The organism is Deinococcus sp. AJ005, from assembly GCF_009017495.1.
In the GTDB taxonomy this organism is placed as follows: Bacteria; Deinococcota; Deinococci; order Deinococcales; family Deinococcaceae; genus Deinococcus.
This window is the reverse complement of the sequence record NZ_CP044990.1, coordinates 2,602,632-2,617,528: the sequence shown is the minus strand read 5'-3', so window position 1 is coordinate 2,617,528 and position 14,897 is coordinate 2,602,632. Positions and strand designations below refer to the sequence as shown.

General features: G+C 65.6%; 16 protein-coding genes and 1 tRNA gene. 9 read left to right on the top strand and 8 right to left on the bottom strand.

Going from position 1 to position 14,897, the window contains the following annotated elements:
* Positions 1-61: 61 nt before the first annotated feature.
* Positions 62-400: a cupin domain-containing protein gene (locus tag DAAJ005_RS14580; protein ID WP_151847748.1), complete on the top strand. Its 339-nt coding sequence runs from the start codon at positions 62-64 to the stop codon at positions 398-400.
* Between the two features lie 93 nt (positions 401-493).
* On the opposite strand, the gene cutA is transcribed toward DAAJ005_RS14580, so the two are convergent.
* Positions 494-805 carry a divalent-cation tolerance protein CutA gene (cutA, locus tag DAAJ005_RS14575; protein ID WP_029483123.1) on the bottom strand — a complete coding sequence of 104 codons (312 nt, stop codon included), beginning with the start codon at positions 803-805 and terminating at the stop codon, positions 494-496.
* Between the two features lie 170 nt (positions 806-975).
* Between cutA and DAAJ005_RS14570 the strand changes: the two genes are divergently transcribed.
* The 3 genes from DAAJ005_RS14570 (at position 976) to DAAJ005_RS14560 (ending at position 3,357) form a co-directional block, all read left to right on the top strand.
* Positions 976-1,473 carry a LapA family protein gene (locus DAAJ005_RS14570; protein ID WP_151847747.1) on the top strand — a complete coding sequence of 166 codons (498 nt, stop codon included), beginning with the start codon at positions 976-978 and terminating at the stop codon, positions 1,471-1,473.
* 88 nt (positions 1,474-1,561) lie between these two features.
* Positions 1,562-2,416: an acetyl-CoA carboxylase, carboxyltransferase subunit beta gene (gene accD / locus DAAJ005_RS14565; protein WP_151847746.1), complete on the top strand. Its 855-nt coding sequence runs from the start codon at positions 1,562-1,564 to the stop codon at positions 2,414-2,416.
* On the top strand, positions 2,413-3,357 hold the full coding sequence (locus DAAJ005_RS14560; RefSeq protein ID WP_151847745.1) for an acetyl-CoA carboxylase carboxyltransferase subunit alpha: 945 nt from the start codon (positions 2,413-2,415) through the stop codon (positions 3,355-3,357). The genes accD and DAAJ005_RS14560 overlap by 4 nt, the downstream gene beginning before the upstream one ends.
* Positions 3,358-3,438: 81 nt before the next feature.
* Here the strand turns inward: DAAJ005_RS14560 and DAAJ005_RS14555 are convergent, their stop codons facing one another.
* Entirely contained in the window at positions 3,439-4,332 is an 894-nt protein-coding gene (locus DAAJ005_RS14555; protein ID WP_151847744.1) for a metallophosphoesterase, read from the bottom strand.
* Positions 4,333-4,425: 93 nt separating this feature from the next.
* On the opposite strand from DAAJ005_RS14555, the gene DAAJ005_RS14550 reads away from it, so the two are divergent.
* Together DAAJ005_RS14550 and DAAJ005_RS14545 are read left to right on the top strand one after the other, a co-directional pair.
* Complete coding sequence (locus DAAJ005_RS14550; RefSeq protein ID WP_192930784.1) at positions 4,426-4,719, top strand: hypothetical protein; 294 nt, start codon at positions 4,426-4,428, stop codon at positions 4,717-4,719.
* On the top strand, positions 4,716-5,525 hold the full coding sequence (locus DAAJ005_RS14545; protein WP_151847743.1) for a metallophosphoesterase: 810 nt from the start codon (positions 4,716-4,718) through the stop codon (positions 5,523-5,525). The genes DAAJ005_RS14550 and DAAJ005_RS14545 overlap by 4 nt, the downstream gene beginning before the upstream one ends.
* A 97-nt stretch (positions 5,526-5,622) precedes the next feature.
* Here DAAJ005_RS14545 and speA read toward each other — a convergent pair whose 3' ends face one another.
* Both speA and DAAJ005_RS14535 read right to left on the bottom strand, forming a co-directional pair.
* Positions 5,623-7,551 carry a biosynthetic arginine decarboxylase gene (gene speA / locus DAAJ005_RS14540; protein ID WP_151847742.1) on the bottom strand — a complete coding sequence of 643 codons (1,929 nt, stop codon included), beginning with the start codon at positions 7,549-7,551 and terminating at the stop codon, positions 5,623-5,625.
* 259 nt (positions 7,552-7,810) lie between these two features.
* Positions 7,811-7,886, bottom strand: a tRNA-Asp gene (locus tag DAAJ005_RS14535).
* A gap of 100 nt (positions 7,887-7,986) precedes the next feature.
* On the opposite strand from DAAJ005_RS14535, the gene DAAJ005_RS14530 reads away from it, so the two are divergent.
* Together DAAJ005_RS14530 and DAAJ005_RS14525 are read left to right on the top strand one after the other, a co-directional pair.
* Positions 7,987-8,985: an asparaginase gene (locus DAAJ005_RS14530; protein ID WP_151847741.1), complete on the top strand. Its 999-nt coding sequence runs from the start codon at positions 7,987-7,989 to the stop codon at positions 8,983-8,985.
* A 58-nt stretch (positions 8,986-9,043) separates the two neighbouring features.
* Positions 9,044-10,051 (top strand): GNAT family N-acetyltransferase, encoded by a 1,008-nt coding sequence (locus DAAJ005_RS14525; protein ID WP_151847740.1) that lies wholly within the window; start codon positions 9,044-9,046, stop codon positions 10,049-10,051.
* A 70-nt stretch (positions 10,052-10,121) separates the two neighbouring features.
* Here DAAJ005_RS14525 and DAAJ005_RS14520 read toward each other — a convergent pair whose 3' ends face one another.
* The 3 genes from DAAJ005_RS14520 to DAAJ005_RS14510 form a co-directional block, all read right to left on the bottom strand.
* Positions 10,122-11,387, bottom strand: coding sequence for a cytochrome P450 (locus DAAJ005_RS14520; protein ID WP_151847739.1), 1,266 nt, complete (start codon positions 11,385-11,387; stop codon positions 10,122-10,124).
* Positions 11,384-11,890, bottom strand: coding sequence for a MarR family winged helix-turn-helix transcriptional regulator (locus DAAJ005_RS14515; protein WP_151847738.1), 507 nt, complete (start codon positions 11,888-11,890; stop codon positions 11,384-11,386). The genes DAAJ005_RS14520 and DAAJ005_RS14515 overlap by 4 nt, the downstream gene beginning before the upstream one ends.
* 110 nt (positions 11,891-12,000) lie before the next feature.
* Positions 12,001-12,714 (bottom strand): YqjF family protein, encoded by a 714-nt coding sequence (locus DAAJ005_RS14510; RefSeq protein WP_151847737.1) that lies wholly within the window; start codon positions 12,712-12,714, stop codon positions 12,001-12,003.
* Positions 12,715-12,890: 176 nt separating this feature from the next.
* Between DAAJ005_RS14510 and DAAJ005_RS14505 the strand changes: the two genes are divergently transcribed.
* Entirely contained in the window at positions 12,891-13,346 is a 456-nt protein-coding gene (locus tag DAAJ005_RS14505; protein WP_151847736.1) for a PA2169 family four-helix-bundle protein, read from the top strand.
* A gap of 63 nt (positions 13,347-13,409) precedes the next feature.
* Here the strand turns inward: DAAJ005_RS14505 and DAAJ005_RS14500 are convergent, their stop codons facing one another.
* Positions 13,410-14,891: a HAMP domain-containing protein gene (locus tag DAAJ005_RS14500; RefSeq protein WP_151847735.1), complete on the bottom strand. Its 1,482-nt coding sequence runs from the start codon at positions 14,889-14,891 to the stop codon at positions 13,410-13,412.
* Positions 14,892-14,897 lie beyond the last annotated feature (6 nt).

Sequence of the window (14,897 nt, the reverse complement as noted above, 5' to 3'; positions counted from 1 at the left end):
CGTGAATGTCCCCTTACGCCCACATCACTTCGCCTGGGCGCACAGAGTGGAGAGTGGGGTCATGACCCAGAACAGTAACAGCCAGCAGTACAAAGTCAGCCGTGATGGAACGAAGCACGGCGAAGACGGCCAGCACCATCTGGTGGCCGGACGGCAGGGCAGCATGCGCCTGTGGCATAACGAACAGCCCAGTGACACCGAGGGCAAGCAACCCCACGCCAACGATTACGAGACGTTGGGCTACGTCATCAGTGGCAAGGTGGAACTGGATATGGATGGCCAGACCATCCTGCTGGGCGAGGGCGACAGTTACTGCGTGCCAAAGGGCGTGCAGCACACTTACCGCGTCACGGAAACCCTGACCGCCGTGGAAGTCACGACGCCAGGACAGGCCGGTTAAGCGCGCCGCACCAGCCTGAAGAACCACGCAAGCCCCCACCCGCGTTGCTGCGAGTCGGGGCTTTTTCGTTGTACCAAGACGGGTTTTGCTTCCTTACGGATTCAGGGCTTCCCGCAGCCAGCTCTGAAATTCGGGCAGGGCGCGGTCGTATTGCAGGGCGATGATCTCGGGCACCTCGTAGGGGTGCAGGGACTTGATTCGGGCTTCCAGTTCGGGGTATTTCTCGCCGCTGGTCTTGATCAGCAGCATGCTCTCGGGGTCCTCGGCCACGTCGCCCTGCCAGCGGTACACGCTCTGGACGCCGGGAAGAATGTTGACGCAGCCTGCCAGATGCTCGGCAACCAGCGTGCGGGCCATGTCATGCGCCCGTTCGGGGGGAAGCGTAACCAACACGACAAGGGACATAGGCGCACAGGATACCCTGCCGCCCTGGGTGAGAACCGTGACATTTATTGGGGCTGGGATGGGGAACCAATCAACCTGGGACCAGACAGCTCCGAGATCAGAGGGAAATGTAAAAGTCTTGCAAAGCCCCCCACCCCGCGCGGACCGGACGGGGTGTTAAGCTTCCCTCTATGCGGACAATTGTCCTGATCGCCGGTCTCGTCCTCCTGCTCATCTTTGCGGTGCTGAATTTCGGCTCGCTGATGGCCTTGCAGCCCATGAATCTGGGCTTCATCCAGTACGTCACCGCGCCTATCGGCCTGATCATGCTGCTCACGGCCATCTTTGCCGCGCTGCTGTTCTATTTCTGGGCGGGGATCAGCAACCTGCGTGCCCAGGCCGACACGGCCAAGCTGCTGCGCGATATGGAAACATTGCGGGTCAGCCTGGACAGCCAGGAAGGCAGCCGCTTCGCCGAACTGCGGAGCCACCTGGATACCCGCATGAACGCGCTGGGCACAGGTGAAACGGGCAATGAGCTGCGGGCCATGAATGCGCGGATTGACGGCTTGCAGCAGGACATCAACCTGCAACTGGCGCAACTGGACGATTACCTCAAGACCAAACTGGGCGACGCCCCGGCAAAGTCATCCAGAGAGATCGATCTTCGCTTGGACAAAAAGCTGTAGTGCGGCGTTTTGCTGAACCCGGTGCATTTGTTCTGTGGCCACGCCGCTAGAATGCGGCCAGAGATGGATTCCCGGAGGACTGAACCGCATGGCGCTTGACCGATTTTTTCGCCGCCGCCGCCCGCAGCAACAGACGGGCGCGGACGTGCCAGAGTTATGGACCCAATGCCCTCAATGCAAGGAGAGCATTTACAACCGAGATTTACTTCTGAACGCCTACGTCTGCCCCAAATGCGGCCACCACCTGCGGCTGGGCGCGGCCCAGCGGGTGGATGTGCTGCTGGATGAGGGCAGTTTCACGCCGCTGTCTGGCAAGGTACATCCCGTGGACGCGCTGAACTTTCACGACACCGAGGCGTACACGGACCGCCTGAAACGCGCCCAGGCCAAGACGGGCCGCCCCGACGCGATCCTGACGGGAAGCGGCACCATCCTGAACTTGCCAGTCACGCTGGCCGTGATGGACTTCGCCTTCAGCGGCGGCAGCATGGGCAGCGTGGTGGGCGAGGAAATTTCGCGCGCCGCCGAATACGCAGCCGAACACGGTACGCCGCTAATCATCGTGACCGCCAGCGGTGGGGCGAGGATGCAGGAAAGCGCTTTATCGCTGATGCAGATGGCCAAGACCACTGTGGCGCTGGAAACGCTGAGCGAGGCGGGCCTGCCCTATGTGAGCATCCTGTCGGACCCCACCACCGGGGGCGTGACTGCCAGTTTCGCCACCATCGCCGACGTGATCGTGGCCGAGCCGGGGGCACTGATCGGCTTTGCCGGGCCGCGCGTGATCCAGCAGACCATTCGCCAGAGTCTGCCCGAGGGCTTCCAGCGGGCCGAATTTCTGCTGGATCACGGCATGGTGGACGCCGTGGTGGACCGCCGTGAGCAGCGCCCGTATCTGGCCAACCTGCTGGGACTGCTGACCCGCCGCGAGGTCAGCGCATGACCGGCAGCCCTGAGGCCCTGCGTGAGCTGGAAGCCCGCGTGCGCGATCTGGAGGCCACCGCCCAGCGCACCGGGCAGAACCTGGATTCCTCCATCTCGCCGCTGAAGGTGGAAGTGCAGCGGCTGCGCGAGGCCAGCGGGCCGCCCAGTCGCTGGGAACGGGTACAACTGGCCCGCGCCCCCGGCAGGCCCACCGCGCTGGATTACGTGGACCGCCTGTGTACCGGCTTTACCGAGTTGCACGGGGACCGCCGGTTTGGCGACGATCCCGCTTTAATCGGTGGCCCGGCCCGCTGGATGGGTGTGCCCGTCATGCTGCTGCTTCAGCAGAAGGGCCGCGACACCAAGACCAAGATCAAGCGCCGTTTCGGCAGCGCCAACCCCGAGGGCTACCGCAAGGCCGTGCGCCTGATGGATCTGGCCGAGAAATTTGGCCTGCCCGTGGTGGCCCTGGTGGACACCCAGGGCGCGTATCCGGGCCTGGAGGCCGAGGAACGCGGTCAGGGCTGGGCGATTGCCGAGAGCATCCGCCGCATGCTGAACCTGCGCGTGCCCGTGGTCTGCGCCGTGATCGGCGAGGGTGGCAGCGGCGGCGCGCTGGCCGTGGCGGTGGGCAACCGCGTGCTGATTCAGGAAAACGCGTGGTACAGCGTGATCTCCCCAGAAGGTGCGGCCAGCATCATCTGGAAGGACGCCAGCAAGGCCCCCCTGGCCGCCGAGGCCCTCAAGCTCACGGCCCCCGATCTGCTGGACCTGGGCATCGTGGAAGAGGTCATCCCCGAACCCACGGGCGGCGCACACCTGAACATGGACGAGGCCGCCGCCGCCGTGGGCGAGGCGGTGGGCCGCCATCTGGCCGAGTTGATGGCGCAGTCGCCGCAACAGTTGAAGAAGGGGCGGGCGGCGCGCTTCCGGGCGCTGGGGGCCTTCACGGAGAGGTAAAGCAAGAAAGCCTGTAACTACGGCCCTCTTCATCTGGAGAGGGCTTTTCATCTGGAGAGGGCTTTTCATGGCCCTCAACCCTTATTCAGGCGTCAGCGTGAACACGGCTATTTCCGGCTCGCACAGGTTCCGCAGGGGCACGCCGCTGAGGCCCAGCCCCCGGCTGACATAGGCAGGCGTGCCGTGTGAGCCTGTGACCCAGCCCATCGCGTAACGCTGTCCGTACCTGCTGGGCACTATGGGAGCGCCGATCAGCGGCAACCGAATCTGACCGCCGTGGGTATGGCCGCTCAGCACCAGCCCCAGGCCAGGAGGCAGGTCCGGCAGCAGATCGGGATTGTGGCTGAGCAGCAGCGTTCCCCCTGCCGAAGGCTTGCCAGCCAGGGTTGCGCCCAGGTCTACCTCTCCCTCCCACAGGTCGTCTACTCCCGCCAGATACAGGTCATCCCGTACGCTGCGGCCCTCGTTTCTCAGAATGGTCACGCCTGCCTCCGCGTAGGCGGCGCGCAAGGCCTCGCGGCGCTGGGGCCAGTCATTGCGGCGCGGGCCGTAGTGCGGACTGTAATACTTGCCGAAGCTGCCGTAATCGTGGTTGCCCCACACGCCGTACACGCCCAGTGGGGCCTTCAGGCGCTTCAATTCGCTCAGCAGGGCGGCAGGGGCCTCGTCGGCGCGGTAGTCCATCTGATCGCCGCCCAGCACGATCAGGTCCGCCCTGGCGGCGTTGGCAGCGTCCACCCAGGCGCGCACGCTGCCGCCATAGATGAACAGCCCGAAATGCAGATCGGTCAGAAAGGCCACCCGCAGGGGCCGTGTCAGGCCTGGCAGCGTGCGGGTGTGCTGCGTCACGCCAAACTGGTACGCCTGCGCCGCGCCCATACCACCCAGCGCCGCCACGCCCAGGCCAGTGCCCGCCAGCCCGCGCAGCACGCGGCGGCGGGTCAGGTGGGGGCCACGGGGGCGGGGGGTAGACATGTCGCGCAGCCTACCCCCCCTGGTGGGGGCAGGGCGTCCCCCGAAGGATGCAGGTCAGCGAACTGTAGGAAGGGGGGCGCTAGACTGCCGCAGATGAGCGTGAACACCGAAGAACTGCTGGTAATTGATGTGCTGGACGAGGACGCGGGTCTGGCCGATGTGGAAGATACGCGGGGACGCACCTTCCAACTGCCCGCCGAGTGGCTGCCCGCTGCTGCGGACGGCGGGGCGTACCGGGTGGTCGTACAAATGAACGGGGCGAGCGGCACCGTGACCTTCACGCCGGACCCGGACGGTGCGCGGCTGTTGCGCGAACGCAGCAAGCAGACGCTGCTGGACTTCACGGATGAAAACAGCCCTGGTGAAGAGCAAGGAGAACCGTTATGACCCGTCAGGTGGTGGTGATCCCGGATTTGCATGGCAGACCGGACCTGCTGGACGCCGCCCTTGCCCAGTACCCGGAGGCGTATTTCGTGAGCCTGGGCGACGCTATTGACCGGGGACCGCGCAGCATGAAAGTGGTGGAAAAACTGCTGGCCCTGAAAAAGGAAGGCCGCGCCACCCTGCTGATGGGCAACCATGAGCTGATGGCGGCCTCGGGCCTGCGCTGGTACCGGCAGTATCTGGGCACCCACGACATGGGCGATTACCGCCGCGCCATCGAGGGCTTCCGTTCGTGGATGCGGGCCGGGGGCGAGACGGTCCGCAGCGAACTGGGCGGCCTGACCCTGGAACAGTTTCCGGCGCTGCTGGAAGAATATTTGCAGGACCTGGGCCGGGTGGTCTACGTTACCGAGGATGGCGCGGTCCACGATCAGCCGCCCACCACGCCCAGCGTGCTGATTGCCCACGCCTCGCCCCCGGTGCGCCACCAGCAGTACCCGGACGCCATGACGGCGGCGCTGTGGCTGCGCCCCTTCGAGGGACCGTTTCCCCTGCCTGACGGTGTGGTCTACAGCGTTCATGGCCACACCCCGGTCCCGGTCCCCGCCCGGATGGGCCGCCACCTGTACATCGATATGGGGGCCTACGAGACGGGCCGACTGGCGCTGGCCGAGATCAAGGGGGGCAGCCAGCCTAGAATCACGGTGCTGTGCGGGCGCGGCAAGCCCAGTCTGGGCAGCAAGTACCCCCGTTTCGGGGAACCGGTGTCCGTGCAGGCTGTCGATCTGCCGGGTGCGCCGCCGCGCTGAAGCCGGGGCAGGTTCACGTCTGGAAGATGGCATAGACAAAGTACGACGGCGAACCTGATCAATGGTTCGCCGTCCGCCTTTTCCACGCTGCCGGGCTTCAGCCTTCCTCGTACTCCAGATAGGTGTAGCCCAGCAATTCCTCGCCGTAATCGTCCAGCAGTTCGTTTTCCTGCTCGTTGGTCAGGATGCCCTGTTTGATGGCGTCGTCGGCCTGATCCTCGATGGCGTCGCGCAGCATGGGTTCCTCGTAACCCATCGACTCGATCATGCGCCGCGCCTTCTGGCCGCGCACGAACAGATCAATGTGGAACTTGCCTCCCGGCTTAACCGTTACGTGCGCCTCGCTGACCTTGCCGAACAGGTTGTGGGCGCTGCCCAGCACGTCCTGATACGCACCCATGAGGAAGGTGCCCAGATAGTACGGGCGGTCCCCCGGCTCGTGCAGCGGCAGGGTGGACTTCACGTCGCGCAGGTCGATGAACTTGTCAATCTTGCCGTCGCTATCGCAGGTGATATCCACGATGGTGGCCTGACGGGTGGGCTGCTCGTTCAGGCGGTCCAGCGGCACAATCGGGAACAGCGCCTGAATCGCCCAGTTGTCCGGCAGGCTCTGGAACAGACTGAAGTTGCAGATGAACTTGTCGGCCAGCACCTTTTGCAGGTCTTCCAGTTCGTCCGGCACGTACTTCTCGTTCTGGATCAGCTTGGCGATGCGGCGCAGGATGGCGTTGAACAGCGCCTCGCCGCGCGCCCGGTCCATCAGGGTCACGTAACCCAGATCAAACAGGTTGTGCAGCGTCTGCTTGTCGCCCACGGCGTCGTTGTAAGACTCGCGGTAGTTGCGCAGGGTGATCTTTTCCAGCACGTCTTCCATGTCCTTGACGATCTGGTGGCTGTCCTCGCTGGCGGGCGCGAGGTCTTCCAGGTCACGGGTGGGGCCGGTCACATCTACCACCGGCATGATCAGCACGGCGTGGTGGGCGGTCAGGGCGCGGCCAGACTCGCTGATGATCACGGGTTCGGGCACCTCGCGGGCCTTGCAGACCTCCTGAATGGTGTACACGATGTCGGCGGCGTACTCGCGCACGGTGTAATTCATGGAGGCGTAGAAGGTGGTCTTGGAGCCGTCGTAATCCACGCCCAGGCCGCCGCCCACGTTCAGATACTTCAGCTTCGCGCCCGCCGCGATCATGCCCGCGTAGGTCTGGGTGGCCTCGCGCACGGCCACCTTGACCCGCCGGATGTCGGTGATCTGCGAGCCGATGTGGGTGTGCAGCATTACCAGGCTGTCCAGCATGTCCTCTTCCTTGAGGCGCTCCACCACGCGCAGCAACTCGTAGGCGTTGAGGCCGAACTTGGCCTGATCGCCGCCGGATTCCTCCCACTGGCCGCTGCCGCGTGCATGCAACTTGAAGCGCACCCCGATGGCGGGCTTGACGCCCAGCGCTTTGGCCTGCTTGAGAATCCGGTCCAGCTCGCTGTATTTCTCAATCGTGATGACCACATTCTTGCCTAGCGTGCGGCCCCACAACGCCAGCTTGATAAAGCCGTCGTCCTTGAAGCCGTTGCAGCACAGCAGCGCGTCGGGGTGCATCCGCTGGGCCAGACACAGCGCCAGCTCGGCCTTGCTGCCGGCCTCCAGGCCGTGCGCGTAGTCGTAGCCAGCGGCGGCCACCGACTCCACCACCACGCGGCGCTGGTTGACCTTGATAGGGAAAACGCCCTGATAGTGGTTGCCGTAGCCGTACTCGGTGATGGCGTTCTGGAAGGATTCATTGAGGTGCTTGACGCGCCCGGTGATGACCTGGGGAAAGCGCAGGATCACGGGCAGGCTCTCTCCGCGCTCCACGATCTCATCCACAATGGCGCGCAGCGGGGCGTGCAGGCCGGGGGCGGGCGTCACTTCCATCTCGCCCTTCTCGGAGACGCGGAACCAGCCGCCGCTCCAGTTGGGCACCTGATACAGCTCGGCGGCGTCGGTGGTGGTGAACAGGGGGGTGGTCAGGGGGGATTTAGTGGCAGTCATGTTCGGGCGTCCTCCTCCGGGGCAGAAACCAGGGCTTCTGGGGCCAGGGTGTCTGGGGATAGGCTCGCCGTGCGCGGGGTTCGGAGCAGTGGGGAACACAAAATTTGCTCACGGACGCCGTGCGAAACCGGGACGCATCATAGGACAAAGCGCGGGGGCAGGGTGTCACGTTGGCCGCATATGGCCGAACCTCCACGGCTGTGTCAAGACAAGACAAAAAAAAGGAGCGAGGCACTTTGCTCCCCACTCCCTTCTCTTCTGGCGGTCCGGACGGGATTTGAACCCGCGACCTTCTGCGTGACAGGCAGATATGCTAACCGCTACACTACCGGACCCTATATTTTCCAGCTCAGGCTGGCGGACCAGCGGACAGAAGATTAAGGGTCAGGGCCGGAGAAGTCAAGCTGGGCGCTTTCTGGGGCTACTCTAGGCAGCATGACACAGACTGAATCACAGGTGGCCCGGGTGGTCTTCACGCGCGGCGGCGTGGACGAGAGTATTCACACCGTTCATCTGGCCGTGGTGGACGCGGATGGAACCTTGATCGCCAGTTGCGGTGACCCCGCTCTGGTCACCTTCCCGCGCAGCAGCAGCAAGCCGGTGCAGGCATTGCCGCTGGCCCTGGCCGCCCCCGAATTGCCGTCCGATGAGCTGGCGATTGCCTGTGCCAGCCACGCCGGAACGGCAGAGCATCGGCTGGCGGTGCTGCGACTGCTGGAGCGTTCCGGCAGCACCGTGGCTGATCTAAAATGCGGTATGCACCCGCCCTTCGACGCGGCGGTGGCGGCAGAACTGATCCGTGCGGGTGAGACTGCGACGCCTTTGCACCACAACTGTTCGGGCAAGCACGCCGGAATGCTACTTTCGTGCGTGCTGAATGGCTGGCCGAAGGAGGGCTACACCGAACACGGTCACCCCCTGCAAATCCGCATTCGGGAGTTGCATGCCGAACTGGGTGGTGTCGATCTGCAACAGGTAGAAGTGGGTACCGACGGCTGTAGCGTTCCGGCCTTCGCGCTGCCGCTGAGCGCCGCCGCCCGGATTTTCGTGGGGCTGGCGCAGCCTTTAGGTGAATATGCAGAGGCGCTGGAACGCATCTTTTCCGCCATGACCGAACATCCTTTTCTGGTGGCTGGACCCGGACGGCTGGACACCACCCTGATGCCTCTGGTTCCCGGTCTGGTGGCCAAGATGGGCGCGGAGGCGTTTTACGGCATCGGCCTTCGGGATAGCCCACGCGGACCGCTGGGCGTGGCCTTCAAGATCATGGACGGCGGCGAGCGGGCGCGGGCGCACGTGGCGCTGGGGGTGCTGGAGGCGCTGGGCGTGCCGCTGACGTCAGAGCTGCGTGCCCTGGCCCCTGACACGCTGCACAACTGGGCCGGGCGCGAGGTGGGCGGGGTGCGGGTGGAGCTGCCAATGGTGTGGGCCTGACCTCTTCTCTGCGCCATCTGGCCCATGTCTTCCTGACGCGAATGATTCAGACTGAGGCGTGACCCTGACCGAACTGACGGTGACGCCTTTCGATCCCCATACGGCCCTGCCTGAACAGCGTCTGGCGGTGGGGCAACTCAATGTGGACGTGTTCGCCTTCGCGTATCCCGGCGAGCCGCCGCTGAACGCCGGGAAACAGGCGCTGGGACTGATTCAGGGGATGCCTGAGGACCGGACCGAACATTTCGTGGTGTGGGATGGTGGACGGGCGGTGGGCTGGGGCAGCCTGAATTACGACACGCAGCAGAATCTTCATCTGGCCCACGCGCGGCTGATCGTCCACCCGCAGCGTCGGCGTGAGGGACTGGGCCGCGCGCTGGCCGCCGCTCTGGAGGAAGTGGCCCGCCGTGAAACGCGCCGCACCATCACCTTCGTGACCTCTGACCGTCACGCGGGCGGAGAACCCTTTGCTCGGCTGCTGGGGGCCGAGGCCGCGCTGCCCACGCGCCAGAGCCGTCTGGAACTGGCGGGGGTGGACCGTGACCTGCTGGCCCAGTGGCTGATCCGGCCAGCCGGAGAGCCGTACCGCCTGCACACCTGGGACGGCCCCATCCCCGGCGAGTTTCTAGAGCGCATGGCCGATCTGATGATGGTCATGAACTCTGCCCCGAAGGGCGAACTGGACATGGACGACTGGCGCATCACCCCCGAAACGATCCGGGGCTGGGAGGCGAATTCGGCGGAAAGTGGTGAGCGCGAACTGCTGATCGCCGTGGAAGACACCCGGAGCGGCGAACTGGTGGGCTACACCGATGTCTCCTGGACACCTGAACGTGCCTCCATCATCCATCAGGGATCAACTGCCGTGCGCCCCGTCGCGCGTGGGCAGGGCCTGGGCAAATGGCTCAAGGCGCTGATGCTGGACTACCTCGCGCAGAATGCTTCCGAAGCCCGCGTGATCCAGACCAACAACGCCGAGGAAAACGCCGCCATGCTGGGCATCAACGTGGCACTGGGCTTTAAACCCTGGGTGGCGATTACCGAATGGCAACTCAGGCTGAAATGAACGGGAAAGGGCGGCGCAATCTTTGATGATTGCGCCGCCCTCTTTTCATTTTCTCTCAGGTCATTGCCGCTCAGGCTTTCGCGTTGGCCCCGCGCCCCTGGCCCAGCCGGATCTTGAAGTCCCGGATTTCATAGCCCTTGACCGTCTCGTTGGTCCCCACGGTGGGCGCGGTGACGATTTCCACGTCGTTCCAGATCAATAGGCGGCGCAGGAAGGCGTCGCTCTCGCGGATCGCCAGGAACGCGCCGGGGCAGCGGTGGTGGCCGTCGCCGAAGGCCAGCACCGGGGCCTGGACGCCGCGCGGCAGCGGGCGCATGGGGCACAGGGCATTGGCCGGGTCGCCCACCACATCCGGGTCTGTATTGGCGTCGGTGATGTGCAGGGCCATTACGCTCCCTGCCGGAACGGTCTGGCCGTCCAGCGTCAGGTCCTCGTTCGCGCGGCGGTACAGCGTGCGGACCACCGGCTCCAGCCTCAGAATCTCGTGCAGGATGGCGTGGCGTTCCTTCTCGGTGCCGTGGACGTAGTCGGCACGCAGTTCGGGATGCTGGAGCAGGTGCCACGCGGCGGCGCTGATGAACTCGCGGGTGGTGACCATGCCTGCCGTGGCGTAGGTCAGGCACTCGGTCACGATTTCCACGTCGCTGTAGTTGCGGTCGATCAGATGGCTGATCAGATCGTCACGGCGTTTGCGGCGGCGCACGGCGATGGCGGGTTTCACGTCCAGCAGGAAGAAGGCGGCCAGATTGCTCTGCATCAGGGTCTGCTTGCCTTTGCCCATTTTCTGGGCGGCTCCGGGCTGGCTGTCCAGGCCGTTTTCCACGAAGCTCATCACGCGTTTTTCCAGGCCCGGCAGCACGCTGCTGGTCAGCCCCACCACCTGCGCGGCCACTTCCACGGCCAGCACCAGACTCAGGTTATCCAGATTGCCCTCTCCGTCGCGCACCAGCCCGGCAATCAGTTTGTCGGCCAGGGCCGCGATCATGAGCTGATAGCCCGCCACTGAAGCGGGGGTGAAGTACTTGGCGGTCTGGCGGCGCATGTCGTGGTGGTGGTCTCCCTCGGCAAACAGCACCGGCTGGTTGGTCAGCGACGGCCCGCTGCGCTGGGAGGATTCCGACATGAACCCGGCCTGCGACACACCGTCCTGTTTCAGCACCTCGCGGGCGGTGGCGAAGCGGTGAACGTGGTACAGACCGTCCTCACCGTGCGTCACGGCGGGCAGGCGGGCCACGTCCCTGGCCTCGTGCGTCAGCGGTTCGCCGTAGCCGAAGGGGCAGCCGGAGGCGGGGGAGGGTGTGGGGGTCTTGCGGTCAGATCTGGAAGATTCAGTCATGGGGTTGGCTCCTGTGTGTGTTGGGGTTGCTGCTGGGCGGCGTGGGCCACGCCTTGCAGGGTCTGGATCAGGCCGAGCTGCTGGGCGCCGTCCAGATGGGCTAGCGGGGGTCCGGTCAGCATGCGGACGGTTTGCAGGGCTGCGGCCCAGCGCTCACGCCCAGCCGGGGTGATGCGGACGATCACGCCGCGTCCGTCCGCCCCGATGTGTGTGATGGCCCCACGTTCGCGGGTCACGGCCCCCAGCGCGTCCAGCACGGACAGTACCCGGCTGATCTCGTAGCGCGGCAGGCCCAGTTCGCGGGCCAGATCGGCAGGCTGCTGCGGCCCGCCTTGCAGGTAGGACAGGGCGATAAAACTCCGCAGGTCCAGTTCATGGCGGCGCAGGCAGGCCTCGCCTACCGTGGTCAATGCCTGCCAGGTATCCCACAGCGCCGTCAGGAAATGCAATTCGGGGCTGTTCAGCTCGGCATCGGTGAGTGGAGAGGAGGGGGGAAGACTCACCGCACCATGATGCCCGACGGCGAAGATGATTGCAAACTGCAATCAATACAATTGGGGGTGTCTCATCTGATGGTAAAGGCTGTGTGAGGGCTGAATTTCCTTGCTTGCCTCTACTTCACCCGCTCCAGCCAGTGGGCGTGGACGCGCAGTTCCTCGGCGTGCAGGAGATGGGGCGGTCCCTCCAGTAGGATGCCCAGCGCATCGGCCAGGGTGTTTTCGTGGATCAGGGCCTCGGCGCGGCGCAGGGGCCATGCATGGTGTGCGATGCGGCCCCGGTAGACCTGCCCACGCCTGTCGGCGCTGTAGAGGTTCAGGCGGTTGGTCAGCCAGTCTTCCAGGCTGCCGGGCGGGGCCTCGACAGGCCCACCGATGGGCCGGTAGGCGGCGGCAAAACGTGCGGGCGGCTCGCCCCGATGCGTCCGCAGACTGGCGTAGCGTGTGATGCCCTGCTCACGCGAGACCCACATCCGGGCGTCGAAGTAGGGCAGATGGAAGAACCGCCGCGCCAGCCTCACCCCCAGCGGCTGTGCGGCGTCCAGACTGTAGAACCACACGCCCGGTTCGCCGCCTGCCGTCACATAGGTCCGCAGGTTCAGTTCGGGAAAGGCGCTCAGGCCCGGTACACCCGGCACCAAGCGCGGGGCCACGTCTGCCATGCGGAACGGCACCACGCCCAGATACGCCTTGCCGCCGTGGGTATCGACGGTCACGCCGCGCGGCAGGGTACGGGCAATGGCCTGCGCGTCCACCGGCCAGTGCATGAAACACAGGTCATGCCAGGCCATGCGGAGAATCCAGGGAAGGGTGGCGGGCGGCGGGGACATGTTTCAGACGCTAGCGCGGGCAGAGGCGTCGGGTCTGCGTGAATAATCAAGGTCAGCTCAAGACGTGACAGTGGGCCTCGTTAAGCTCCCACACAGTCTTCTCCTGAACTGGCCGCTTAACCTGCTCTGCAACGGCAACGGCGGCCTGTGCAGGCCGCGCCGAAGGAGAGACCACCATGATGAACAACGAACAGGCCATCGACAAACTGCAATACCTGCTGGGCACCCTGCGCGACGGTGAGAAGGGCTTTGCCCAGGCCGCCGATCACGCCGACGCCCCTGACCTGAAAACCCTGTTCACCGAGCGCAGCCGGCAGCGTGCCACGCTTGCGGGCGAAGTCGTCACAAAGATTCAGAGTATGGGGGGCGACGCCGACAAGGGCGGCAGCGTCGGCGCGGCCCTGCACCGCACCTGGCTCAACGTGCGCGACGCCATGACGGGCAAGGGCGATTACGCCGTGGTGGCCGAGGCCGAGCGCGGTGAGGACGTGGCGATTCAGAACTATCAGGACGTGCTGAACGAAACAGAGCTTCCCGCTGATCTGCGGTCCTTTGTGGACGGCCAGTACGCCCAGGTCAAGGCCAGCCACGATCAGATCCGTGATCTGAAGCACAGCATGAAACCCGACTGAATCAAGTGACGCGTAGAGAGAGGGCCGGAGATCTACACTCCGGCCCTCTCTTCTGCTGCGCGCTCAGGTCTTGCGGCGGCGGCGCAGACGTTCCATCGCGGCTTCCAAGCTCTGGCGCATGCGCTCCAGCGCCTGGGACAGATCGCCGATTTCGTCGTTCTGATCAGCGTGGACCGGGCGCGACAGGTCCCCCATGCTGATGGCGTCGGCGGCCTTGACCAGCCGCTCAATGGGCCGGGTGATCTGCCGGGCCGCGCGGCCAGCCAGCCAGCCCCCCAGGGCCAGACCCAGCAGCGCCGCCAGCAGGACCAGCAGCAGCGCGTTGCGCAGGGCGGAGGTGGCCTGGGTGTTCGGGACGCCCACCACCACCTGCCGCAGCACGGGCGTGTTCTGGGCCGCCCCCGCCGGCATGACCTCGGCCTTGCCTGCCGCGTTCTTGCGGAAGGTGGCCTGGGCGATCACGTACTGGGTGCCGCCCAGCTTCAGCGTGCCGCCGTTGGGGTGGCTTCCCAGCCAGGCCGACAGTTCCCTGTTCTGGCTGCCCACACCCGCGTCCTGGGCGCGCAGTGTGGTCTGGCCGCCGGGGAACTCGGCCCGCACGAAGCCCACCCCCGGCGTGGCGGCCAGCGCGCCAATCTGGGCACTGAGCTGTGCCCCGCTGCCCAGGTTGGCCCCCACGGCGGCGGCCAGTGTTCGGGCCTGCTCCTGCGCGGCCTGACGCTGCACAGCGGGCAGAACCAGGGCCAGCACACCCAGTGTCACGGCGCTCGACAGTGCCAGTGGGGCCAGCGTGCCCAGCGTGAGCTGACGCGTCAGGCTGCGGCGCGGGCCTTTGGGTTCGGCTTCCCCGGTCCCGGCGGGAAGGACCACTGGCACCATCGCTGCGGCGCTGCCCATCCCGGACGATGGTGCAGCCGGTGTGGCCGTGGCGTCGGTCATGGTCAGCGCGCCCGTGAAATCTGACCAGACGTCGCTGGGCGGCATGTCGGAGAGCGGCGTGCTGGAGGTCAGGGACGCGCTGCCGAAAGTCTGTCCCAGCGCCGTGTCCATGCTGGTCAGGGGCGAGGCCACCGCCAGACCCCCGCCCGAAAACTGAGCGGAGCTGCCCCCAAAAGCTGACGTGGAAAAGGGATCGTTGGTCACCACGGCGGTGGACATGTTGTCAAAGGGTGAGGCCGAGGTGCTTTCCGGCGAACCGGGCCAGGCGGGCGCGGGCATCGGCGAGGCCAGGAACGCCTCGTCCGGGGCGTCATTCCGGGCGAACGGCGTGGCGGGCGAGGGAGCCAGCCCCTGGAACGGCTCGTTGAGCATCTGGGTCTCTTCCTGAACCTCTTCCAGGGCCACCGCCGCCCCTGCTAACTGGAACACGTCCAGCAGCAGTTCTGCGCGGGCGCGGCTGGTGGGCTTCATCAGGCGTCCGGTGCGGCGTCCAGACAGCCGCCCGGCCTGCTCGGCGCTGAGGCTGAAGCGCTCACTCAGTTGCTGTTCCAGTGCGCGCCGACGTTCGGCCTGCACAGGTTGTTGAATGGTCACGGTGTATTTCATGGTTGG

Coding starts and splice junctions, on each gene's coding strand:
- DAAJ005_RS14580 (WP_151847748.1), top strand. CDS start 62: ATGACCCAGAACAGTAACAGCCAGCAGTACAAAGTCAGCCGTGATGGA.
- cutA (WP_029483123.1), bottom strand. CDS start 805: ATGTCCCTTGTCGTGTTGGTTACGCTTCCCCCCGAACGGGCGCATGAC.
- DAAJ005_RS14570 (WP_151847747.1), top strand. CDS start 976: ATGCGGACAATTGTCCTGATCGCCGGTCTCGTCCTCCTGCTCATCTTT.
- accD (WP_151847746.1), top strand. CDS start 1,562: ATGGCGCTTGACCGATTTTTTCGCCGCCGCCGCCCGCAGCAACAGACG.
- DAAJ005_RS14560 (WP_151847745.1), top strand. CDS start 2,413: ATGACCGGCAGCCCTGAGGCCCTGCGTGAGCTGGAAGCCCGCGTGCGC.
- DAAJ005_RS14555 (WP_151847744.1), bottom strand. CDS start 4,332: ATGTCTACCCCCCGCCCCCGTGGCCCCCACCTGACCCGCCGCCGCGTG.
- DAAJ005_RS14550 (WP_192930784.1), top strand. CDS start 4,426: ATGAGCGTGAACACCGAAGAACTGCTGGTAATTGATGTGCTGGACGAG.
- DAAJ005_RS14545 (WP_151847743.1), top strand. CDS start 4,716: ATGACCCGTCAGGTGGTGGTGATCCCGGATTTGCATGGCAGACCGGAC.
- speA (WP_151847742.1), bottom strand. CDS start 7,551: ATGACTGCCACTAAATCCCCCCTGACCACCCCCCTGTTCACCACCACC.
- DAAJ005_RS14530 (WP_151847741.1), top strand. CDS start 7,987: ATGACACAGACTGAATCACAGGTGGCCCGGGTGGTCTTCACGCGCGGC.
- DAAJ005_RS14520 (WP_151847739.1), bottom strand. CDS start 11,387: ATGACTGAATCTTCCAGATCTGACCGCAAGACCCCCACACCCTCCCCC.
- DAAJ005_RS14510 (WP_151847737.1), bottom strand. CDS start 12,714: ATGTCCCCGCCGCCCGCCACCCTTCCCTGGATTCTCCGCATGGCCTGG.
- DAAJ005_RS14505 (WP_151847736.1), top strand. CDS start 12,891: ATGATGAACAACGAACAGGCCATCGACAAACTGCAATACCTGCTGGGC.
- DAAJ005_RS14500 (WP_151847735.1), bottom strand. CDS start 14,891: ATGAAATACACCGTGACCATTCAACAACCTGTGCAGGCCGAACGTCGG.